This window comes from Acinetobacter sp. SwsAc6 (assembly GCF_013391565.1).
Taxonomy (GTDB): domain Bacteria; phylum Pseudomonadota; class Gammaproteobacteria; order Pseudomonadales; family Moraxellaceae; genus Acinetobacter; species Acinetobacter cumulans.
The window spans coordinates 31,779-56,911 of record NZ_JACAXE010000013.1 but is presented as its reverse complement, the minus strand read 5'-3'; the positions used below and the strand labels follow the sequence as shown (position 1 = coordinate 56,911).

At 37.4% G+C, this 25,133-nt stretch carries 12 protein-coding genes; 3 read left to right on the top strand and 9 right to left on the bottom strand.

Features of this window, described 5'->3' with window-relative positions; all coding sequences use genetic code 11:
* The first annotated feature begins 191 nt into the window (after positions 1–191).
* A complete protein-coding gene (locus HYG93_RS10330; protein WP_005028665.1) occupies positions 192–686 on the top strand; it encodes a hypothetical protein in 495 nt (164 codons plus the stop codon).
* Between the two features lie 61 nt (positions 687–747).
* Here the strand turns inward: HYG93_RS10330 and HYG93_RS10325 are convergent, their stop codons facing one another.
* Positions 748–3,753 (bottom strand): DotA/TraY family protein, encoded by a 3,006-nt coding sequence (locus tag HYG93_RS10325; RefSeq protein ID WP_005028667.1) that lies wholly within the window; start codon positions 3,751–3,753, stop codon positions 748–750.
* Positions 3,754–4,019: 266 nt separating this feature from the next.
* Between HYG93_RS10325 and HYG93_RS10320 the strand changes: the two genes are divergently transcribed.
* Complete coding sequence (locus HYG93_RS10320) at positions 4,020–4,433, top strand: hypothetical protein (RefSeq protein WP_005028668.1); 414 nt, start codon at positions 4,020–4,022, stop codon at positions 4,431–4,433.
* 49 nt (positions 4,434–4,482) lie between these two features.
* Positions 4,483–4,884, top strand: a complete 402-nt coding sequence (locus HYG93_RS10315; protein ID WP_005028669.1) for a hypothetical protein — start codon at positions 4,483–4,485, stop codon at positions 4,882–4,884.
* Positions 4,885–4,932: 48 nt separating this feature from the next.
* On the opposite strand, the gene HYG93_RS10310 is transcribed toward HYG93_RS10315, so the two are convergent.
* The 8 genes from HYG93_RS10310 to HYG93_RS10275 all read right to left on the bottom strand — a co-directional run bounded on the left by HYG93_RS10310 (position 4,933) and on the right by HYG93_RS10275 (position 24,927).
* Positions 4,933–6,789 carry a hypothetical protein gene (locus tag HYG93_RS10310; RefSeq protein WP_005028670.1) on the bottom strand — a complete coding sequence of 619 codons (1,857 nt, stop codon included), beginning with the start codon at positions 6,787–6,789 and terminating at the stop codon, positions 4,933–4,935.
* Between the two features lie 97 nt (positions 6,790–6,886).
* Positions 6,887–7,369: a hypothetical protein gene (locus HYG93_RS10305; RefSeq protein ID WP_005028671.1), complete on the bottom strand. Its 483-nt coding sequence runs from the start codon at positions 7,367–7,369 to the stop codon at positions 6,887–6,889.
* Positions 7,370–7,377: 8 nt separating this feature from the next.
* Positions 7,378–8,166, bottom strand: a complete 789-nt coding sequence (locus tag HYG93_RS10300; RefSeq protein WP_005028672.1) for a hypothetical protein — start codon at positions 8,164–8,166, stop codon at positions 7,378–7,380.
* A complete protein-coding gene (locus tag HYG93_RS10295; RefSeq protein WP_005028673.1) occupies positions 8,120–8,692 on the bottom strand; it encodes a hypothetical protein in 573 nt (190 codons plus the stop codon). Before HYG93_RS10295 ends, HYG93_RS10300 begins: the two co-directional genes overlap by 47 nt.
* Before the next feature lie 272 nt (positions 8,693–8,964).
* Positions 8,965–9,396 (bottom strand): hypothetical protein, encoded by a 432-nt coding sequence (locus HYG93_RS10290; RefSeq protein ID WP_005005806.1) that lies wholly within the window; start codon positions 9,394–9,396, stop codon positions 8,965–8,967.
* A 9-nt stretch (positions 9,397–9,405) separates the two neighbouring features.
* Entirely contained in the window at positions 9,406–16,632 is a 7,227-nt protein-coding gene (locus HYG93_RS10285) for an LPD1 domain-containing protein (RefSeq protein ID WP_228260094.1), read from the bottom strand.
* Positions 16,633–16,897: 265 nt separating this feature from the next.
* Positions 16,898–17,557 carry a hypothetical protein gene (locus tag HYG93_RS10280; protein ID WP_005028677.1) on the bottom strand — a complete coding sequence of 220 codons (660 nt, stop codon included), beginning with the start codon at positions 17,555–17,557 and terminating at the stop codon, positions 16,898–16,900.
* 83 nt (positions 17,558–17,640) lie between these two features.
* On the bottom strand, positions 17,641–24,927 hold the full coding sequence (locus HYG93_RS10275) for an LPD1 domain-containing protein (RefSeq protein ID WP_178962462.1): 7,287 nt from the start codon (positions 24,925–24,927) through the stop codon (positions 17,641–17,643).
* Between the last annotated feature and the right edge of the window lie 206 nt (positions 24,928–25,133).

Genomic DNA, 25,133 nt, shown 5'->3' with positions numbered 1-25,133 from the left:
AAATGTCCCTAATAGCTAAGTGGACGGATTAAGTATATACGATTAAATACTTATTTTATACTTTAAAAAAAGTTTTTAGGTTTTGTTTTAAGATAGTATATACATATAGCGTTAATCTTGTTGATAGGTTTAAGAATAAGGTTACATGGTTTTAATATTTCAATTTAATAAAAGTAGTGAGGTATCTAAATATGTTAAATCACGCACACGTTTTAAGCGCTACTTTCGACCAAGCGATTGACCGTGCTTCAATGGGATTAGACTTTTTAATCCAAAACAAAGTACACATGAAGAATGAAAATGCCTTGTTAGCTCACATTGAAATGCTAGAAAACAGAATCAAAGGTATTACAAATCAGTACAACGAATTGGTTACTGAAGCGAACGCACACATTGATGACGTTACAAGCAAGCACAATGAGCTGGCGAACAAGTACAACAATGTTTGCGCCCAAATGAAAGCAAAAGACATCGAGCTTAATAACAAGCAAATTGAGTTAGAAGAAGAGCGTATCAACAACTTTGACTTACTTGTGCAAAACCGTTCATATAACAATTTGAACCGTGCTTACAGTCATGCAGTTGGTCAGCTAGAGAAAGATCAACAGCAACTTGTTAATATCGGCGTTCGTAGATTTATTTTTAACTCTACAAACAAAAACAACATTCAGAAAATCAACTTTTAATTATGAATATTTTGATAAAAAAAATGGTGCTTATAAAGCACCATTTTTTATTGTCTAGATTTTAAGGTTTACCTTTAAACTTAGACAGAGTTGAACTTAAACCTGAACGCACACGATTAGTCATAGTGCTACGGCCAGAAATATTAGATTTCTTGGTTGCACTAGAACTAGCACCAAAACGTGCATTAGGAGTCGAACCAGTACCATACGTATAGCCAGTACCACTTGCAACATTCACACTACCGAAAGTAGAACCAGTCTTAGATGCTGATGCTTTAGCTACACCACGATTAAACGTAGAAGCTGTTTTTCCGTAAGCATTTGCACCATATAGACCACCACCAGTAGTAGGCGTATTATTTGTACCACTTACACTTGTAGCACCCATACCGAATGTAGATTGACCTTGGCTTGGGGTAGGTGATGTTGGTTTAGCACCAAGACCAGTTCTACCACCCGTACCACCAGTGACACCACTTGGAGTAATACCACCTGTACCACCAGTTGCAGCGCCAAAAGAAGCGGATCTAGCTGGCATGTTTACAGGGCTATATGCAGTCGTACTACCAGTACCGCCTAATGTATTACCACCTGTACCACCATTGCCACCACCACCACCTTTCGGATTATTTGGACCACCCTTACCACCATCAGGACGTCTACCAGGCGGTAAAGGACGGCGAGATGCTGGAGATGGACCAGACAACGTACTTGCAGCGCCACCAAACTTTTGAATAGCTTCTTTTGAGTTTGTTTCACCCCACTGACCGCCATTCAATCCAGAACCAATCCATTGTTGTACTTGGTCAGCAACACTAAATACCAACCCGTAAATCAGGTAGATCGCTGAAGTCATCAAGAATAGATATAAGAAGAACTTCCAGATAAACGTAATCAGCTCAGTAAAGATAACTGTAAACGTATTAGATGAATAAGCGATGCTCATTGCACCTTGGTAGCTAAAGAACATATCAGTAAGCGTAACAAGAGCTGGCCCGATAATAATTTCAGCCATCCAGAAACCAACAATGATAAATATTGGTCGCATGAACAACGTTAATACCGTGACATAACCTTGTGTTTGGCTACCGACAAAAGTACGCTCAGGGATCATGTGCATTAGCGCCCATAAAGGCAAACCACACACAGCGTATAGGATATGGATGATCCAACCTACACAAGCTAGACCAAAGAAGATCATTGGCATATATGGAATAACAACCGCCATCCACACACCAAGAATCGTCAAATACGTTACTAGCTGACCAAGGATAGGAGCAAAGATATTTTCAACGGCATATTCTAAAGCGTTGGTGCCTTCTTCAGTTACGCCCTTAAGCCCTGGTACCCATTGAACAAGAGCAGAACCAGAACGAGCAGTAAGCACGACTAATTTCATGCCGACAACAGTACCTTGAGCCACAGCTTTATAGACTAAGATTGCTTCACCAGTATCTTGAATATTACGGATAACATTCGTATTGCGGTGCAATGTAGTAGGGCTGATATTTGAGCTTGACGAATTATTATTTAATAATTCCGCATCGCCTTTTTCACCGACCAATACACCCATTACCAATGATTTAGTAATGTTTGTTGCCCAAGCAGAACCATATGCCGAAAACTTTTGATCGATGTTGGATACTTTGTTTGAGTCACCACCATCGGTAGACATTGATATTAAGTTGGTAGAGTCGGCAATATCGCCGTTTGCCACCCAATTATTGTTGGATGTAATGCTACCAACAGCATTATCCATTGCAACATAAACGGTGTTATAAATTGCTTCACCTTTTGAGTTGCTCATGATTGCTGAATTCAGTGTAGGAGGGCTGAACGTCCACAAAGGTTCAGTAATATACTTCTCAACAATAGCGCGATATTGACCTACTTTAATACGAGCTTCAGGCGTCATCATCCAACCGCGCTGATTTAGCGTATTAACAACAGTTTGAACCGCAGTATAGCCATTTTCAGAAGTCAGAACATTATTCGTTACGGTATGACTCTTATTCACATAATTATCAACTAGCGCATTGAAAGCATCCATAGCAGCTTTACTAATCGGGAATGTTCCTTCCTGTTCAGTGGCATTAGGGCTTACTTGATATGCGATATACCACTTTTCTAAATCGATAAAGAATTGACGATATAGATTGTTCTTTTCTTGTTGTAACTTAGCTTGAACATTTGCCAAAGCAACGTTGATCTTGTTTTGATCTGATTGGCGAAGTTTATAAACAGGAATGTCCATTAACTCAGCATTAACCGCAGCTGGATTAACAACGTTCATTGAAGCACCGCCACAGATCGGCTCTTTTTTGCCCCCAACTTCTAAACGGCTGTCAGCGTAAGCGAAGTTATAAGTAACAGATGTCCAGTTACTTGCAGTTTTAGCGGTTTTATCAATGTAGTTTTGCTTTTTCTCTACTGCAGTCATGCTAACACCAGGATTAGCATTCGCCCCATAAGCACCATCACTAAAATAGCGCCCGAATGCTGGCGGTAGAGTATAAAACTCTTGGTTTAGAACGTTAATACAATGCAACTGGCGAAGCATAACAGGCGCATTTTTCCTAAATCCAAAGATGTCACGCTGATGATCGTGCGTATCTGACAAACTAGCCGAAGCCATTAAGGATTCGCCTAACGTTCTATTATTAATTGTATTGGATACATTATTTGACCATAGCACCATACCTAGCACGACTACTTGAATGAAACAGTAGCCGGACGCCGTAGGTAAAAGTAAAATAATCGAATATAATATTCGGGAAAACATCGTAGTGACTTTTGAATCTTTCCCGAAAGCTTCACCGTCCTGGGCGCTTTTCAAAAGTGCTGTTAAACCAATACCGATCGCAAAAACCAAAACCAACGACATTGCCACACTAGCTACACCGCCTAATAATATATTAGTGAGTAAACCTGATGATGGTACTGTCGAGGCTGGTCCAGACGCATTGATAAACGCATTGATGAAGTCGTGTCCAAAGATAGATGAGAGAAGAGTAACGGCTTGGTCGCCATCACAATTCGGATTTGTCGATTGACAAAATAAACTCATAGCTAACTCACCGTTTTTCTTAATGCTTCTTATACATCGCTTACTTAAGACGACTAAAAGCAAAGTGTTATAAATTACAAGTTAGACGTTTAACTAAAAGGCTTAATACCTTTTAACCAAAGAATCATTAAAACCATTTTATTACAAATAACAATGGTTTTTAAATTAGCAATAATGTACCACAAAACTGTTATTGGTATATACAGAAAGTTTAAACATGACTTGCTAATTGTTTTAAAGATTTAGTTTAAATACAAGAGACTATTATGGATAAAGCAAAGTTTACATCTCACTTAATTTTACTGTCGGAAATTAAGAAATCTGTATCTAAAGATATGGGGAAAGATATAACTGTTTTAGAGTTATCCTACATACTCAACCAAAGCATAAATCCTTTAATGGCAATAACTTATAAAGAAAAACTAGATAAAATAAATACTTTTGAATTAGATCCTATTGAAGTTCTCAAAAAACGGAAGAACCTAAAAATATTAAAAGTATTAAACCTCATGCTTACGTTAAATCTAGACAAAACCATTAAAAAAGACGATATAGAAAGTTACAACGAGTATAAAGACAAGTTTTTAGAGAACATCGCAACAATAGGTTTAGACAGATTAGAGCAAGAAGCGTTAAAGGTACAAATTGAAAATTTATTGAAGTATAATTGGGTATCTTAATACATCTCTTAATTTTAAGATTCTGACTTTAATAAAGGGTTTAAGCCAAATGGAAAACATACAGAACGAAGAAGATATACTTCAAGACGCGACCAGAGCCGTTTTTAATTGTGGCACTAGTTTTAGTGAAGCTAAAGTAGTTTCCCTTACTGACGAGTTTAACCCACAACCTACACTACAAACACAACGAACCAACCTAAAATATATCTACGACAATAAACTACCGAATGAAATTGGACGTCAATTAGCGCAAGAACCAGAATACCAAGAAGAAACACGTTCATTACTTGTTGGTCACTTTAAAGAAATGGCTCTAGAAGATTTAATTGAGCAGCAAGATTACCAAAACCGCTACAAACAAACAGATCCAGAATTGGACCAAGACAATGAATCTGAAAACAATATGGATAATGAATACACATCACGCCCACCAGAGCCTAGACCTTGGTAAGCCTAACCATTAAAAAGAAAATGCCCGAATGATGGGCATTTTTTATATCTACGTAATATCTAGCTTCAAAAGTTCAGATGGATCTATGCGCTGACGGAATGAACATGCGAGTTCTTTTACAATTTGATTTTGATATTGTTTGCGGTCGAATGTGTCAAAAGCTGAAACCTCAATTTCAGGATCAGTGATTGCATTTAGAAGATCCTTGGTTGCATTGAGTGATGCTGTAGGACAAACATAGATAAGGTTAAGCACTGAAGTACGAAGCAAAATATCTAATAAGTGATATTTGGGCGGTTCCAGTTCCTTATCTACATTAGAAAAGTAGTTCACAAGATAAATGTCATTTGATAAATGCAGATTGATATTGTCAATGAGATCTTTGGTAACACCGTCAAGAATGCCATTCACCTTCAACAAAAGTTCAGTGTTTTCTATGTCTTTAATTTTTTGCGTATCGACACGTTCATTAAATAAGTTGTTTAGATTTCTCAAAAACTTTGGTTGTGGCGCCGTAGTTTCAAAATACATCTGATTTTTAATACGGTTCTTCATGTAAGTTTGGATCATCTTAGCTTCAGAAGAAAGAAACTCAATCTTAAACGTGTCGTATGACACTAGATCAATAAATACTTGCTGGCCAGCACCCGACTTAATATCAAACCAGTTCATAAAAATACTGGCTTTGAGTGATTTCAATTGTTTAAGAATAGCCGTCTTCTCAAAATCATTCATATTGAAGTAGCTACTTGAAAAAGTATCGAGATAAAACTTCCATTTATCTTGCACTATATTCCACGCTTGATTAATAGAAATGATTGGAGCATCTATAATTTCATCTTTGATGAATTTTGACAGCTCATATAATTCATTTAAACGTGCTTGGTAGTTGAAGTCTTGAGTAATCACATTCTTTTCTGATGTTGTGGACTCAGAATCCTCAAGATCCGCACCAACCAATAAATAAGCATCGGTTACTTTTGGTGTTTCCTTATTTGACGGTGCTGGTACTGGAGCACTAGAAAGTTCAGTGGAAAAAGTTTCATCATCTTCCGCTGGCGTATACGGCGGTGTAGTCTCTTCATTAGGAGAACGTGCGTCTGTACGTTCAGCAAAAAAGTAAAACAATTCTTCTTGCGGTGCAACTTTAAACGGCGTCACATTATTATTGATGATTGCTTTTACAATATGGTTTGCCAGTTTAAGCGTGTAGGATAGGGCATGTATATAAAGCTCTAATGTTGCAAAGTTACTGGTATCAACTTCATTAGCACCAAACCAAGATAGGTTACGCAGTTCAAGCCAGCTCGTGAAAGAAGCGTGAGAGCTATTAAAACTTAGATCTACGGTCTTGGACAAATAGATAAAAACGCAAAACAAAAACCTATTTTTGTACTCATACTTAAATACATCAGAATCGGTCCAGATCTTATTCTCAATGAGAGCAAGAATGTAATTTAAAAGCTCATGGTGTTTAATCGAATCGATTAAGTTGTCTGGTAATACTTTTAGTTTATTAAGGTGTGGTTTTACAGGTGCATCATTGGATGGTTTAAGGAAGTGGTAGAACAAGTTAAATGTTTGCGTATCATCTATATCAATTACAGGTTCATAATCATCTTCATCTACGTTATTTAGATCCTGTTGAATATCGACTATTTGCCCGGTGTGACCTTCTGAACGGTCAATCTGGCAGATACTAAAAAGAACAGGCAAAACCCCGACAATATTACGGTTGTCAATTGTTTGATAGTGGGTATCAAAAAATATCGTATCAGCTAAAAACGTACCTTTATGATAGTTGAGAAAGAAGAATAGTACGTTATTTAAAGAACGGTGATTTTCACCAGAAGAGGTGTTAGAAGTAGCGTTAAAGTCATCGAAAAAAACTAAATTTGTATCCATCTAAAAATACTTTAAACCACACCCTTAAACTATTACTAATAAGCATATAAGTTTTAAGAGAGGGTTTAAAGTTAATTTTAAATATATTTAATGGAGTTTAAGACATGGGGCTTTGTAAGCGCTCTACATTTGATGAAAGGTCAGAAACATCTTGCTCTAAAGTCATTGCCTGGTCTATCGCACGTTTCATTAAATATTCTTGATTAATTTCTTTAGGCTCTTTACGAGTAGCATTCTTTTGTTCTTCTTCTAATTTGAAACGTTCAAAAGCGAAAATAGAACGAATAATACATAAGCTATCTTCAAGTAGGTCTGAATGCACTTTAGGAAAAATTAGATCAGGATCTAAATCAGATGCGACTTGGTTAAACAGCATAAATTGATCGCGATGTTCGATAAGAAATTCATCATATGTACCGAACTCAGATTCGATCATATCTGGACAATTTGCGAGAGTAGAGACTTTCGTATCTTGTGATAACAGAATTGAATCACCTGATGGCGCAACTAAAGCATGAATAGGTTGTTCTGCAATAGGAGCCAACAACACTACAGTAAATGGGCGTGTTTGGTTTTTCATGGTTAGTCCTAATTAATATAAAAAAAGCTTTGGCCAAAAAGTCTATTTTGAAATTTTGGTAGGTTAATGGAATCGAATAGAAGGTCCGTCTCTTTAGTACACTTCTGATTAATTAGATAAATGATATTTTGAAGAAGTGCAATTAATTTAAATGGACTGTTGTATTCATTGAATATGGGTGCAGCAATGCAAAGAGTCTTTTTTCTATCGGTTGATAATGCCCATGGGTTCACCAGGGTAAAGCTCACCTTGGCATTATTATGTTCAATTGGTCGTGCATAAATATCAAGAACATCGGATAAAGTAGATACCTTTAATTCTTTTGAAATGTCAGTAAGAATCTCACTGACTTGAAGCGCTGTTTTATCATGAATATCGCTTATAGTGATGCAAACACCACTATTACTATTCATTAAATTTGCATAAAGAACTTCAATAACCATGGACTCGTCTTTGGATAAATCCTTTAAATTGGCATTGACTAAATCTATGATCCGATCTGATTTTTGTTCAAGTTTAATTTGAAGCAAAAGCGGTTCATTCTTTTTTGAAACAGGGAGTACTTTATAATCGCTAAGATTGTAATTTAACCGCTTCATTTCAGTAATCAGTGTTTCTTTGGCATTATCAAAAAGCTTCTGATCTCTCTTGGTTAAACCAATAACAAAATTTGTAGACATGAGTATATTCATGATCCACAAAGCAGTAGATAAGGATAAAACACTATCCTTAACAACTTCTGAATCTGAATCAGAAAACCCAGATATTTGCTTGATTTTGTCGGTTATCGAAATCATGTGAACCCTTGTTTAATTCGGCATTTTCATCTGAAACTTTGTCAAAAAGATTAGTTTGATTAAGTACGTCTTGGATATTTTTTTGTGGATCATCACTGAGTAAACATTGGAATAGGGCGCTAATTAAAGTAGCAAGTGATGTTCCATAGTCATTGGTACACTTGATTAACTGGCCAGCATCTAAGCAAATTGGTGTTTCATCATCATAAAGCAAGTGTAATTCTGGTGATTCAGCATAAACCAACTTTACATGAGTATCCGTGATGATTAACTCAACTTCTAAGTACTCATTATTTTCAACAAAATATTTAAAGCGCAACATCAATGCATCATCGCCACGTTCTATATATACAATTTGTCGATCGGTCGTATTGGTATGGCTGACGAATCTATTCTCTTTTGTGATCTGATCAATGTAGTTCAAAAAGATGGTTTTGAGTGACGCACTTAAAATACCTTTGGCAGCGAGTTCACTTTTCAAGTAAGGCAGAAAGTTTTCAAGATTTTCATGCAATGGTTTTTGCATTCGATCATCTCCAATGGGATTAATAAAAGGGCATACACATCAAATGTACAGCGACTCAGTTATGACTATTTCGTTACAACAGTTACTTAAAAGACTGCAGACTGTTTGACTTATAAAACTGATACTTTCGCCACACTTTTAATTCAGAAATATCTAACTTGTTTCTAAATCAATATGGCTTTATTTGATTATAAAGCCACATTGAAAGTTTAAATATTTAAAAATTATTTTTAGTATATACCTAAATCTAAGATTTAAAATGGATCTAACTTTTAACTGGCAAACTTTGTTGCTTTGGTTAAAAGGGTTAAGTCTTCATGGAATTGATTTTTTAAAAACCCATAGTTAAAAACGTAACTAATAAAGGTGAAAAACTCTAATTGGTTCGGTATTTTGTCTTCAAGAATACTGACCTCTAATTGCAATGTTCCTGTTGCACGTTTCTTAGAATGAAACTTAAGACCATCAAATGTTTGACCGTAATAAGTTGATATTTCCAAGAAAACTAAACGGAAAAAATAAGGGAAGATTTGAGAAACAACACGCTCAGGATCATCAATTTGAGTTAAACGTCTACCGTTGTGATATTTAAACTTAATACCATCAGCCATACTTTTTTCTACCAACAGGCGAATATAGGCATGACTACGAGTAATCATGCTTTTAAGTGGCGTTTTTGCTTCATGAATATTTTCGTATTGCATTTAGTTATCTCACATCTCAAGTCTTAATTGGTCAGCTTCATTTTCTTTTTCAATCGAAACTTCAGCAATAATTTTTTGGGTATTTTCGTTTTGCAGATCTTGATCAAATATTTCATTCACACAAGTTTCGACTAATTGTTCAGTCAAGTTTCTGCAGATCTCAAACTCTAAACCTTTAGGTTGTACGGTAGGGTAGCCGTCAATTAAAAATGAGTTTTTCATTTCATTTTCATTTGAAACTTTAGAGTACAAATAAGTCTCAAAATAACGAGCAAACATTTCGGTACTGGTCGCGTAATACGGCGTTGCACGATTTTCAGCACTGTCGATATTTAAACAGTCCTTTTTATAACGCGATAGATTGTCACTAAAACGAATATCACCTACGTTAACTTCAACGTCTTGCGACTTATCAAAGAAGTTTTGCATTTGAGTATGAGGATTTTTAACTCCCTCAGGCATGTACTTCTCTACCAGGTTATAGAACTTGTATTTAGATGACTCTATCAAGTATTCAGATAGGTTTTGCGATAGTGTTTTTAAATCCACATTCGCTGCGTTCGCAACACCTGTAATTTTTTCTTCCAAACCGGTTGTAGGTAAATGATGTTCTGGCTGGCGCATATCATTAAGTTTTTGCTGATAGCGCTCAAACGACTTAAAGCTTATAGCATTAATGTCAGTGTTAATTTTAGAGACAATGACATCCACCTTGTCTTGAACTGTACTGAAGAAAGATAGGTTTGTATCAGCTTTATATTCACGCTCATACTTCTTCAAGTACTCTTCAATTTTCTCAAACTGACGGCGAATGAGATCTTCATAGTGCTTTTGGTGCCAGTCAAAGAAGCTGTTTAAGGTTTTGCGCGTAGAATTAGGATAATTCTCTTTATTCTTAATCACTTCATCATGCATTGAATCAGCAACAGTGTGGTACGCCTTGATTGCAGTCTCAGCATTCTCATGAAGTACTTGACCGTAATTTTTCATTGGCTGAACTGGCTCATTCATCATCGCACGATGTACCTTTTCAAAAGCACGACCGGACTCAGTAACAGGGGAGTATCCAGCATCCAACATATTTGATAAGAAGTGTCGTGCACCTGGTATCTCAAAATTAGGGATGTCTTCATAATAGTCCTGAAGTACAGAACGATTCATTTGAGCGTGATTTTTATATACTTCCGCTTTTTCCAACATTCCCAAGTGTGCATCTAGCGCATGGCCATACTCATGAGCCAAACTTCCAGATCCGCTATCACGAGTTAAGTTAACCACGTTCTTAGACAGTTCAAAATGCGCTGCAGATCCTTTAATTCCGCGTGAAGCCAAAGCAACACCCAAGTTCAATAAACCATTGTTTGATTTAAAGCCCATGAGTTGTTTTAAGTCAGCCAATGAGTCATACACGGCATTAACCAACTGTTGAGCCACAGGACTAACTTTATTGCCTACTTCAACACCACGGATAGAAAAGTCATCTTTAAGCTTGAATGAATCCACATCGGCACCTTGGCGATGATCAGGACCAGTACGAGAGTAATTTAACAATCCGTAAATACTTGATTGGACTTTTTCAGTCACAAAGCCATTTTCAAGTTTTTTCACTTCACTGGTAAATGACGGCAAACGTGGTGCTTTAGGTGTATTCACAGCTTCAGTCGTTGCTTCTATAACTGGTGCAACAGGATCTTTAACATAAATAGGTGCAGATTCAGCTTTAACTAAACCACTTTCAATCGCACTTTTCAGAACGTATGGTTCAAGCACAGTTGAATATAAGCCAGTACGTTGCATGTTGCTGATCGCATCGCTCACATCTTTAGTGACTTTCGACTTACCGTAAAAATCAAAGATCTTACCTGTTGATAGAATCTCACTGAGTTCTTTATCAATCGTTTTTTCGATGATTTTCTCAAGCTGAACACTGATACCGCCTGTATGTTCTGGCATAATGTAGTACTCATTCAAATTGCTAAGCAATTCGAAGTAGTTTTTGTAGTTGTTCTTGGTACCTTTACTATAAAGCCCGATATAGTCTTTACGTTGGCGATCAGTCATACCAAGACTTTCAGCAGATAAGCTTTTATTGTTTCTTACCGCATGAATCAACTCTTCTTGAGTATCTACCATCAAATTTCTGATGTTAGAAACAACAGCCACATACGCACGTAATTCTGTCGCTCGTTGGCTATCAAGCATCAACGCATTTTTAGAGAATAACGGTTTAGTTGGGCAGTAGTCATACATTGCCTTTACGAATATTTTGTCATCAATACCGAGTGGCGTATTGGTGTACCAAGCTTGGAATTCTTTATTTGCAACGATTTTTGCTTTTCGATAGTCCGTAGCTGTTTGATCGGCTGATGTCGCTGAAATATATTCCAATGAAATGTATTCACCGTAGCGATCTTTATGTGCACCGCCAAACTTGGCACCTACATCACCTAAGTACATAGCAGGGGAGTCACTTGGCTCTACCTTTACATCAACAGGCACATATTTGTCTTTTGGTACCAATTGATCGATAAACGTGAAGTCAGTAAACACACGGTTTTGAAGTTGTAAGACATCTTCAACTGAGCGCATACTTTTAACAGGAAAAACGCACAGAGACTTGTAATCACCGTGAATATCGGACTTATCACCAAAAAGTTTAACCGATGCATATTCATTGTCGGTCGATGGCTTGATGGCCAAAAACAATTTGTGATTTTCAGTTTTGATATACGGCTTTATGTGTGCGGTTTGATCGTATAGAGCACCAAGCGTATTCGTAATCAAAGTTTGGAAATGCAAACTTGCTAACTGTTTATTCTCAAAGTCAGTTTTGTGTTTAATCTGAATTTCAGGCAAGTTAGATAGTGCTAATTGCTCTAAAGTGGTACCGAAATTAACCTTAGATTCGATAGCATTTAAGATTTCGTGACTAAACTGGTCTACATCATCAAAACCAGTAATCAATTGATACTGATAGTCATGAGACGGTATACGAAGAAGCACGGCAGTTAATTGAGGCTCATAGTCCGTATCAACCATAAACAATTGCGGTGTTTCATCTTGTTGAGATGATTTGTTTAGCAACTTGTATTGGTGAACTTTAGGGTTGGAACCTACAAAATGCTCAGCATAAGCCTGTTTAATCGTATCTTGTAATGCTTTGACATGCTCAAGCATGACGGCATTGACTTCATTTAAAGCGGTTAAGGTTTTATATTTTTCTGCAAACGCCTCATTCACGGCGATCTGCTCTAACATAAATCTAGGCTGAATATCCTCAAGTTCTGGATTACCTACACGGTTTAATACAACACTAAATTTGAGCTTATTAATGAACGGATCAGGTTCACCATTGATACCATTGCTAAAAAGTTCTTTAAGATCACTTTTCTGAAGTTTAGAGTTCACCAAATCAAACGGATGAACTTCTTCAAATGCCTGAACATCAAAAACTTTGGTTAAGTTTTTAGGCATGATTGCTGTCTGGCCATCTACATGAGCGATAACATAGGTGTACGCTGGAGAGATGTTGCTCAGAAGCTCAGTGACTTCATTCGGTTTTTTATCGTAGCTAAGATCCTCAAACTTTTCGTATGTTGCAGAATTAAGATTGCTGATGAAATCTAATTTAGAGTTGAAATTAGATGGATGATCAGAAATGTACTGGAACATCTTGTTTGGTAAAGACGTAAACACTTTATTGATTAAAGTTTGCTGACTATCTTTAGCTTTGAAGAAGTTGAGATCTGACTCGTAATATTTTTCAAAAGTGAACTTAGCTGGAGGCATAAACGTCATGCTGTTGCGTGAAGTCGATAACTTAAACAAAGCATTCGCAGACGTTTTAACCGCATCTCTATCATTAAAGCCAGTAGCCTTATGTATATTGGCATCTAGGGAAACTGAATGCCCAATAAACGGCGCATTTTTGTCTTTATGATTGTAGAGGCGTATATACTGAAGATCATTCTTTTGAAACACAGTTATAAACAAATCATGATCAGGGATCTTGATTGCGCCGTGGTGATCTTCATAGTGCTTTACAGCATTTTCTAGCTGAGTGTTAAAGTATTCAGATTCACTATTGAACTGTACGTTCTCTTCTTCAGCTGTTAGAGAAAAATATTTAACGTTATTCTGAAAAGCTACATTAGGTTTGAGAAGATCCTTAATCACCTCAAATTCTTTTTGTACTTCAACATCAAATTTGCCAAAAACTGTACGCTGATTAATATCAATCAGGTTCAGATAGTTGAATAGCTGAATGTTGTTGTAGTTGTGGTTCGGTAGGGCAGTTTTGTTTAACTGGAGCTTACCATCTTCTAACTGCATGCTTTGGACTTGCTTCAAGTCATCTGCAGTCAGCTCTACACCAAAGACTTTCTTAGTTTCTTGTTTGAGCTCTTTATCTTCACCAGCAATCACTAAGGCAGCTAGTTTTTGTGCCTTGTCATAATCGCCATCTTCTAGATATAGGGTTTTTTCAACAAAATACTTGGCAATGTTCGCATACGCTTGATTTGTTGCTTTGTAGCCATCGGTAGACAATGAAAAATGTTTGTTTTCATCAAATTCATTTGATTTAACGGTTTTAACTTTTAAATCGTCAATGTCACCCGTTGGTTTAATCTGAACATAGATTTCATCTGCAGCGAGATCCATGTTCGAGACAAATAAGGTCGAATTTTTAGAATAAAACTGACGTTCGATACTCGACAACAGATCCTTTGCATCTTTACGGTCTTCTTCCATGTCAGACTGCATATCTTCAGCAATCGACTTGATGTTTTCGCCACGGTCATCCTTTGTGATAAATGACCAGTCTTGTTGCGGATATTTGGCTGTTAATGCCTTTTGGAAGCTTTGAACTTCAACAAAGCGATTGAACTGACGGTCCAGACTAAACCCATCTGTATGTGATGAAGTTTTAGCAAGAATATCCTCAGGAACAGAATCAGATTTAGTCTTACGATTGAAGTTTTCACTTGCATTTGGCACCAATAAATTACGGAATAAAATCTCATTTACACCGTTCTTTAAGAATGACGCACTTTTAGTTTGTGATAGAGATTGTTTTAAAAATGCTTCATCAAAGTTTGATTCATCAAGAAGCCGAGTAAACTCTTCAAAATACGCTGAAGCTAATTTATCGTTATTAGCAAGATCAGCCGTGCACAGATCGCTTAACTCTAAACGCTGTGCATCTTGCTCTAGCTCTAACGGCGCAGAAAAATCACCAGCAACAAAATCATTGATATTTTGCTCAACATAATTGTTCGTGCGTGACATCAACATATCAACTGCAGTTTCATTATTCACAAATTCCTGAAGCTCAGGCGTTTTAATTGAAACCAATTGATTGTCGAATTGCTTAGACAGTAATTTGAACAGATCCGCTTTGTGTTGATTGCTTTCTACTTCAGATTCAAAACCTACAAATTTGCCGTTTTCATCTTTAGCGTAGTAGAAGCTGTTTTTATTAAACAAAAAGGTATTTGTTGCAGACGTAATGCCAGATACCAAAGTTTCACTTTGCCATAAGACTTTTTTAACTTCATTGTACTGTTTTGAGATCTCAACATTGTGTGTGTCGATTTCGTCAGAGATCGCTTGAATATCATCTACGCTAAAGCTTTTTGTTTGTGTAGCTGAGCGCACGACATCTTGAATTTCAGCATATTTCTGATTTAGATAATCACTATATTGCTTCTCAATTTGTTGAGCTTGTTCAGTAGCCTTAGGAATGACATAGACATCCAAGATCTGTCTAATTTCAAGCATAGACGGCGCGAAATCACGCACCTTGTCATTGCCTCTTGCATCCAATAATTCTTCAGGAAACTTTAAGAGCTCTTTAAGTACGGCAACATCATCAATTTCTGGAGTAGGGAGGTCATTTGCAATGTTGAGTAGATCAGACTCAGTAATAGATGCCTTCTCAGTTGCCTCAAAATTAACATCAAGATCATTCAAGATCTCGTTAACATTTGATTCATTGAGTTGTTCTTCTAGTTTACGCTGTTTGATTTCAGCAGATTGGTGATCATAGAGCGCATTAAACTTAGGAACGATGTTTACAGAGAATTCAGAGAACTCTTGGCTCAGATCGGCAAAGAAAACTTTACCTGTTGGCATCTGGCGTACCATTTGTTGTAAGACATCATGGCGAAGCATGGCAGCGTCATACACCATCTTATCTACAAGGCGTGTTTCAATACCTTGTTTAGACGCCATCCATGTGCCATGTTCATCTTTATAAAAAGCTGGAATACCTTGTTTTGCTGATTCTAATAGCTTTGGATACGGCAATTGCTGTTGATTAAACACACGGTCTATCACAACAAGATCAGAAGCTAATTTTTGTACATAAGCATCAACATCTTTAAAGCTCATGTTAAACATTCTGTTGCCACGGCCATGCTCAATCAGCTGATTAAAAGTGGACTCGTATTCATGAGCAAAATGCACCAGGTTAATATTGTCATTTAACCCCAATGCTTCATACGGATCATGAGCAAAGATTTCAGGAATATGGCGCAAGTCATCAATAATCAGTAACGAACCATCTTTTTCGTAATTGACGGGTACTGCAAATGGAGACAACTTAATTTTGGCTAGATTATCTAGATTTTCGCCACTGGCCATCGCCGATTCTTCATCTAGATAGACTTTAGAGAAGATATTTTCATAGCCATAATCTTGAAGACGATTAAAAGGAATTTTTGAAGACTGAAATTGAGCCAAGTAGGATTTGTTCGATTCCTGAAGACTGGTTTTCAGCGTATCAAGGATATTAGATCCATTGTTTAGCTTACTGACATACACTTCAGGGAAAGCAGAAAGGCGTTCGGTCGCTGATGCGAAGTAACTTTTCCAGTTCGGAATGTTCTTCTTAAACGGTAGATTGGTGAGATAAATATCTTCTTGCTTAGTCGGTACTTTCATATCGTTGGTAAACGCTGGAAAGACCTTCTGAAGATCGTTTAGATCGATACCAGACTTTGCCGGGTTCTTATAGTAGTACGCATGAATACCATCATCATTTTGCACTTCATAAAAATGGGCATCCATTAACACTTGTTCAAATTGCTTAGAACTGTTTTGTTCAATAGATTTTTTGAATTGCTCAAATTCATTAACAACAAGCATCGCCGTTTTTGGGCGAAAATTGTTGGCTGGCGATACTACAAGACGCGCACCAAGACCAGTTAAATTAGGCCATTTAACTTCATTCACTTTATAGTCTCCTACTTGGTCACATAGCATGATCCAAGACTTTAAAACGACTCTTACGAGTACTTATATGTGCTTATATTAAACTAAAAAATTAACTTTGAGGGAGGGTTTAGGCGTTATTCTTTAAAATAGTATATACCGAGTAAATAGCACTGTTTAAATACCTATCATTTTTAATAAAACCATCTAAAACCGTGCACTATTCTTTCTTTTTTTATAAATAAAAATGCCACCGTATAGGTGACATCTTGCTTAAAGCTGATGGTTACATTTTAACAAATTCGTTTTTAGCGAGTTCGTCTGGTTGGGTGCCATCTTCTACACCTACAATAATTCCAGTACCACGAATAAAGTAGCCACTATTATTCGGATATTGGACCAAGGTAACATTATGCTCAAGGTTACTTTCTAAAAAGGTAGTGCCGTATCCCCAAAACTTATTTAATCCTTGCCATGGAGCATCCTTAATATAATTGTTTTGGGCATATTGAATGGTGTATTGACCAATTGGAAGAGATATATTGACAGTTTGCTTTTTGGGTACCTGAACAACGGCTCGTAACCTTTTAGTGGCCTTATCTCGAATGATAAACACAGTATCAACATTTTGAGATTCCATTGAAACAGGACCAAAATGTTGTGTGTTTTCCATACTGGAAACATTAATCACTTCTTTTTTAAATGGCATGGCTGCACTATTGGCTACCATTTTTTGATGTTCAGCATAGTCTTTTGCCATTTGTAGACCGTTTTCAGGTTCATTCGGTTGGCCTGGATTGGCTGACTCTACTGATTGAGCTTGTTTCGATATTGCCCGTGTAGCACTTTGAGCAAAGAGATCGACCAATCCGAAATGATTAGCCACAGATATAATTGCAACTGCTAGACCAAAACCAGCAAATTGCTTTGGAATTGCTATTGCCATAGTGCCCCCTGATTCCATTTATAAGATTTAAATAAAAAAAAGATGCCACCCACAGGGGATAGCATCCAAGATCTCAAAATTGCTTATAGTGCCAATTCAGGATCGCTATTCTTTTGTTTGCTTAATTCTGGATCTGCTTGTACTTCAATGTTGGTCATGAGCTTAGTCCAATATTCATCGTATTCAGCTTGTGACATCTCATTAATGACTTCATTCCATTTAACTAGGTTCTCATGTTGATCTGTACCCGGTTGGAAGAAGTGCATTGCATTTCTGACATACTGCTGATGATCAGCAAAACGCAGTTCAGCAATATTTTCCTGAATATAGTCCAGGCCTTTCACCGTAAATTCGCGAATCTCCTTCATGATTGCATCTTTTTCTATACCATGCGGTTGAGTTACAGAAGATGAACCACCTTCAGGACATGGGTAAACAAGCCAATCATTACGCAAGTTCATTTCTGCTAAGGTCACTTGTAAGTACTGCTCACCACTACGGGCAAACATTTCATGTGCGGTCGTCCAATACGGCTTCTTAGCACTTGTTAAGCCCTCTAATACCATCGCATTTTTGTAGAAATCAGTTTTTAGCTGAGATTGATTAGTTGATGTTAAGCGATCGTTCGTCTGTAAGCTTAAAGAAATTAACTTTAAGTGTTCATCTGACAATGGTTTAGGGCTGTTTTCTTTGATGAAGTCGAGTGCACATATCGCAAACTGACTACGCAACATTTGTCGATAATCACGGAATACAACTGATCTAAAGACTGTACTGTTCGCTGCACCAAGTACTTGCGCTGCAAAGACACGATCATGATCAATTTCAGAACGAGATTGCGAGATATATTTGTTGAGCTCAGTCCGTGGGATTGGATACTCATTTTCAGACAAGAACTTATGCAAGCCTTGGGCAACGTGCATATAACGTCTATGTTGTATGGCGTCCTTTTGGAAAAGTTCAGGATCTTCATGACGATTAGCGAAGTTAATCAATGAAGATAGTTCAGTATGCAACTTGCCACGTTCCGCAATAAACGTATTAATTTTCTCTTTTATGCTGTCTCTATCTGGCGTAAACAAATCAACAATGTCAGGTTGATCTACCAATGTTTTATCCAAAATCGTTTTGATGCTGGTTTCATAAAACTTGACTTGATTCTCAAGATTCGTGCGAAGTACTTCTATCGAGTCATCCTTTTTCATTGGCAAGTAATACATCGCTTGATTTACTTTGGCTGCAGCTTGCAACAAATCTTGGTTAATGTTGGCATACTTCTCAGACTTAATGTTATTCAATTCTGCAAAACGAGTTAGATAAGGCTGTACGTTTTCCATCATCATTTTTGGTTGATTGCGTGTCATCGCACTAAAAATGAGATGGTCATAGGCATGGAAAAATTCATGACCAAACGAGCCAAAACCTGAATTCTTGGTTAAGTTAATCACACGGTTAGATGGCTCATAATGTGCCATCGCAGCGGAACGTCCACGCGAACCAAAAGCAACACCCAACATACCGTTAAAGCCAACAAATTTCGGATCTATATCAAGTGCCTTAGCAAGAGCGAAACAACCGTCATATGCGTTATTTAACGCGATTTGACGATCGCTCTGGTTCAAGTACTCGCCAAACTCTACGGCTTTAAATCCAAAGGTCGCTTGCAAGGTATGTGCAGTAACATCTTGGCCATTACGTGAAGCAATGTTTTCCGTCACAACCACATCACTGAGCTTGAATGCCTTACGCATAGTACGAGGCTTAGCATACTCTTTGAATAGGGCATCTAAGGTACTCGCCGTGTCATCTACAATGTGCGATACATTCTTTTCAGATAACGAGACTTCTTGAGTATCATCATTCTCTGCAGTTGCGTCTTTGGTTTTTTTAGCAGTTAACAGATCCATGACCTGTTCAGATAGACCAGCATCAGATCTGCTAAATAGCGTACTCGAATCTATAATGTTGCCACTTCTAAAAGTAACAGTCGCTTTTACTTTGTCTTGGAACGGTTTGGCATCAATCGCACTACGTATTTTTTTATAGATAGAGTAGGTGCCTTTAACTGGCGGTAACTCTTTCCTTAAATGATGAAGTGCTTCAGTGAGCGTTTTACGTGCTTCACTACTATCGGTTTTCGCCAATTCAGAACTAATAATCATGTCAGTGGCAGCATATTCAGCATAGCTTTCTACCAATGAAAATAATGACCGATCTAATGATTTAAACGCCGTGAACAGATCTTTGTCTTCATTCAAACGAACGTATAAATCACATGCATTAGGAATAAATTCACGAACTGTTTTTGCTTCCATTAATGCATCACGCATACTTAAAACAGCGTCATAGTATCCAGCACCTACTTTTTTAAACTGTTCTTCAGTGGCATTTTCAAGCGGATAACGTGGCTGATCATTCGTCATCTTACGTACAGCGTCAGTCAGCAAGTGAATGTAAATATCTCGACCAGCTTCTTTTGCTTGTAAAACCGATTCCTTTTTCCAAATTTTGTCACGCGTAATTAGGTTTTTGACTTGCAAAAGCGACATATCTTGAATCTGACTGAGCGATAAACGTGGACCATACAGATCCTTTTTCGCACCAGGCATTTTCATACCCGTATCTTCAATAAGTCCAACTTCAGAACGTGACTCAGTGGCTTTCGGTTTGGTTGTTTTTGGCTCTTTTGGTGCTTCAGCTTCAGGCTTACCCTCAGACTCAAACAGTGATGTTTGCTCTGGAGCAACTGGCTCAGTCGGCTCTACAACTTCTACCGTTGCTTCCTGTACTTCTGGTTCAGTAGGCTTTTGAACTTCAGGTTCAGTTACGATCGGTTCTTCAACCAATGGTTCTTGGGCAACTTCTACAACAGGTGCGCTTTGAACCATATGTTCAGGTTTATATACTTGATCGCGAGACTTAAATAATTCTGCTTTTTTGAATGATTTTGCAAAATCAGTAATTAAGAAGTTCTTAGAGTTCGGGTGCTTTGGCGTAGGAAGAATTTTATAGCCTTGATCAACAAATTGCTGATGTTCGGCATTATTCACAATGGCCAGTTTTAACGGAGATTGATCATCGGCAACTTTAATCGCGAGATCGAACCGGTCTTTAGATTCAAGTAGCTTTTCACCAAAGGTAAAATCAATTTTATTGACCAATGTTGAAATATTAACAGCCACAATCTCATTAAGGCCTTTAACATCAATATTTTCAAAACCGGGTGATAATGGCACCTTGATTGTCTGCAGTATGTTTTCACGTAACCCAAGATCATTTAATACTTGGTCCACAAGATGCGCTTTTATCCCGTTTAACTGGAAGTCTTTAAACAATCCACCACGCTCGTTGAATTTAGCAAACTGCTCAACATTATCAAAAACCCGTAATTGATCATGCTGTAAAACTGGTGTGTCTTTATCTATGACAGAAATCACTAAATCAGCACCGTCATTGGCCACAATAATTTTGGAGCCGTTTTCAAACGCTTGATCCATTTCTTTTTGATGGATGTAGTCGGTAAAGACGTTCATCAAATCAACATTGGTCATCACATCATTGCTTTTCACAAAATCGATTAGATCTTGTTTCGCCGTTGGATCGATGTATTGATTATCGGCATCACGCAAAGTTAATGCCTTGTAATCGTCCAACTCAGGGTTAAACAATACCTTTTCTTTAAGGTGTAGGTTTTCGATCGACTGGAAGATCTGATAGCGTTTTTCTAATGAGTCGATCAAGTACTGCATTTGCTCTTGCGTACTTAAAACTGAATCATTGCTAAGCGTCAAAGCTTTAAACAGCGCCTTATCGTCTGCAGCTAAGTCATTCAGACTTGATTTAACGATTAAGCGATCGGTAGACGGAATCTGTTCACCGCTGAAATATAAGTTAATCGCACCGTGCTTTTGTTCATCAGCTGGTGAAACCGTGAGATAAAAATTTATCTCAGGAAACTCAAACTCTTTGATACGTTCTGGATTGGTGATAATGCTTAAAAGAGATCCCGTTTTTGTCTCGAGAGATTTATTTTTTAGTGCCGTCCATTCTTCAATAGAACGATTTTCAAATGACTGCAGTAGGGCAGAATTGATTAAATCACGGTTGAGGTTAAATCCATTCTTGAGTGAGTCTGGAGTCGATTGTAATGCTTCAAGCACAAGCCCATGTTTAAAGAGATTGCCAAAGTCATTTTCACTGTTAACATCGGTCTTTTCAAGTGGCAAGAAACTTGATGCATGCTCATAGACATTCTTAACTTCAATATCAAGCTTTAAGCCTTTTTCATATTTCGGTACCGCTTCCTTGGTCAAAATACGATTAAGAATTACATTCTTAAGGTCATCATAGGTCAGCTTGTTTTTGCTGATCGGATTAGAGCTCAGGATATGTTCAAACGAAGAAGCACCATTAATCATAATGGTTTTTTGCTTTTGTAATGAACTAACCTTTTGACCTAGATCCATCGGCAGTAAGCGAATGAAGTTCTGATCAGATGCTATCGTACTGCTATACACCGCCAAAGAACGTGCGCTAACTTCAGGCTCAACCATCAAAGCGTTACCTTCAGCTAGGTAGGTTTTTACCGCTTCTTCAGTCAACGTGACGACATTTTCAATTTTCGAGTCTTTTGGCGCCGTGACTTCATTGTAGGTCGGTGTTAGATAACCTAGTGCCATCAAAATATGCTTGTGCTCATTATTAATAATGGCAGTAACCGCTTCAGATTTAGACTCTTCACCCACGGCATTTTGATAAAAGTCTTGTAGATAGCGCTTATACGCCATACTTACCGCGACCTTTTTATTTAAGGCAAAAAGCTGTTCTTGTGTATTTGAGTTGAAGTGGTCTTTATGTATCACCTTAGGCAGATAGTTTTGAAAGCTGTCTACCACATAGATTTCATCTTTTTCGAGTGTTTCTTTTAAAGACAAAACTTCATTGGTCGCAGCAAAAACAATCGCGTTGGCCAGTGCATTACCAGGATTCGTGCGTACACGTAATTCCTCATTTATCGCATGATTGAGTTGCGACCTAATATCAGGTAATCGGTTAAGGATAGGGGAGTCAGGATTGTTGCCAATATTGCTACTCAGCTCAGAAAGCACATGAGCCACATCGATACGCTTATTAAAACCCTTGTAGTTACCGTCCTGTTCTAACAGGTTATAGAATCGCTCTAAGCTTTCATCCGATAAATATTGTGATGCAATGCTATGGGCATCACCATCACCAAGCGCCGTAAATTGGCTATTAATACTATGCAGTTGTTGAAGAATACGAGGCATTTGCTGATGAAATGAAAAGTAGTTTTTACCTACATTTTCAGCACTGGTCGCAATCATGTCCTCAATACTGTTATCCAGCACTGATACAGCATTCGAGAACACCATATCGTTAAAATCTGGCATTGCAGATTCTTGAGATGGTGAATATCCCAAAATAGAATATTCAAACTTTTCGACTGCAGATAACTCTTGATCTTGTTCATCATAATAATGAACCACATCAAACTGGTTAACAGCTTCATTCCAAAGCCCGTTAGGTTCTTCACCTAGATCAACGTTGAAATGATAAATGTCAATGTCATTTGAGGTGTGAGTAGCTTCAAACTCGTTCGCCTCATCCAATAGACGTTGCATTTCATCTTGCAATTCATCATCGGTGACAACGCTTTGTAGGAAGTTATCCAGATCCGTGCCGTATTCTTCACGGTCTATCACTGAATCAAAAAAACTATCATAAAGATTGTTCAGACGCGTAGAAGCAATGTTTAACTGACTTAATGCCAATTCCATTTCATAAGCTTGATCGTCATAGGCTTGCTGATCCAAAACATACGCATTTTCAGTAGCAACAGCGACTTGAATCGCAACCGCTTTTTCAATACGCTCACTGATGGTATGTGTTGCTTTCGCTTCAACAATCGCTTGACGTTCTTCTTTGAGCTTTGCAATTTTTTGTAGGTATTCTTGCTTAATTTTTCGCATTAAAGCGAGTTTAGTCAAAGAGTCCTTAATGACTGGTTCTGGAATGTTCGGCTTAAACTTGGTGTGTCTAAAAAAGTGATCAATTCGATTGAACAAACGTTTTACTGGAACCTTAGGTTCAGGCGGTATGGTTTGCTTAATTTGATTGAGATCCAAGCTTTCTAAACTTGTACCGATGTCATCCAAACTTTCATAAATTAATTCACGATCAAAACTGCTATCACCAATTGAGTAGGGATCAAATGTTCTTAAATTATTAATATTATTTTGAACGCTTTGGATCAGGTCCTTAATCTTATCGGCAAGGTCGAATTCTTCTACATCTAAAGTTTGGTTGTTGTATTCCCAAACTTTCCAATCATTGTCCACCAGCTGTAACGCAGTTGTTTCTATACCAAATGGTGCCAATGCTGACGGGATGCTGTTTTCTTCGTATGAATACAAACAGTCATTGATTTTCGTGACTAAGGTTTGAAGCTTGATCAATCCTTGGTGATTAACGGCATGATCATCCGATCTAAGCGCATTCACAATTGGATCAATGCTCGTATTCAGCCCCTTATTCAGCTCTCGAATATCAATAAATTGCTTCGGTAAGCTGTTATACGCTGGCCATGCTGGATGTGAAGATATTTTATAATTGGTCAGCTCAGGAATTTGCGTAATATCTTTTAGGGCAAGTACTTCACCGCCTGAATTAACCGAAATCACTAGCTGTTTGCTTAGTTCAATAGGCTCTATCGTATCTTCTATGAGTCCAGCATTTAGCGCTGCTTCTTTATCAACATAATAACGAGTCAGTGTTTTATCTGCTTGGTACCCGTAATTGTCTAAATCAGCCAACGGCAATGGATCTACGGACTGCAGTAATGTCGGTAGCTTATTCCAGCCTAAATCTGCTTTATTGAATTGTTTAACCGCACCCATAATGGTTGTATTTGGGGCAAACGGTTTTTGCTGTTTTGCTTGGTAAAGCACAACGGACTTTTGATTATTGAGTTCAAATAGGGATTGCCACTGGTTTTTTTCAGCACTACTCATTGGGTTTTGCAGATATATATCTGACACATCCATTTCAATGAGGTCATTTTTAGAGTCGTAAGGAAAAATAGATTTTATGTCAGCAAGAGAGAGACTATCTTGCGAACTCTTATACATAAAACTAAGGTCATTATTTTGCTCATTGGTGATATAAACAAACTTTCCAGTCTGTTTTAAACCTGTTAAGAAGCTGTTTAAGGATGTGTTCAACTTTTTCTCTAAAAGCTCAACATCTTTAATCTTAAGAATGGCTGCTTGGTTTCTTAAATCTGTTTTAGGGGTTACTACAAGTTGAGCGCCAAAGCTACTCAGATCCAACCATTTCTTTTTAGTTGACATATAAACTCCACGGCAATATGTATAAGCATCTTTTAATTAAAATATCAAAGCACCATCGGTTACTTTTGAACGGTATATACTAAAGATTATAAGAGAATTTATATAAAGAAACTATCTAAAAGGGTTTTAAACAAAAAAAGGGATGGCTTAAAACCATCCCTTTTTTTTAAGTTTTTTTCATTATCAGTCTGATAATGAAAAAATCA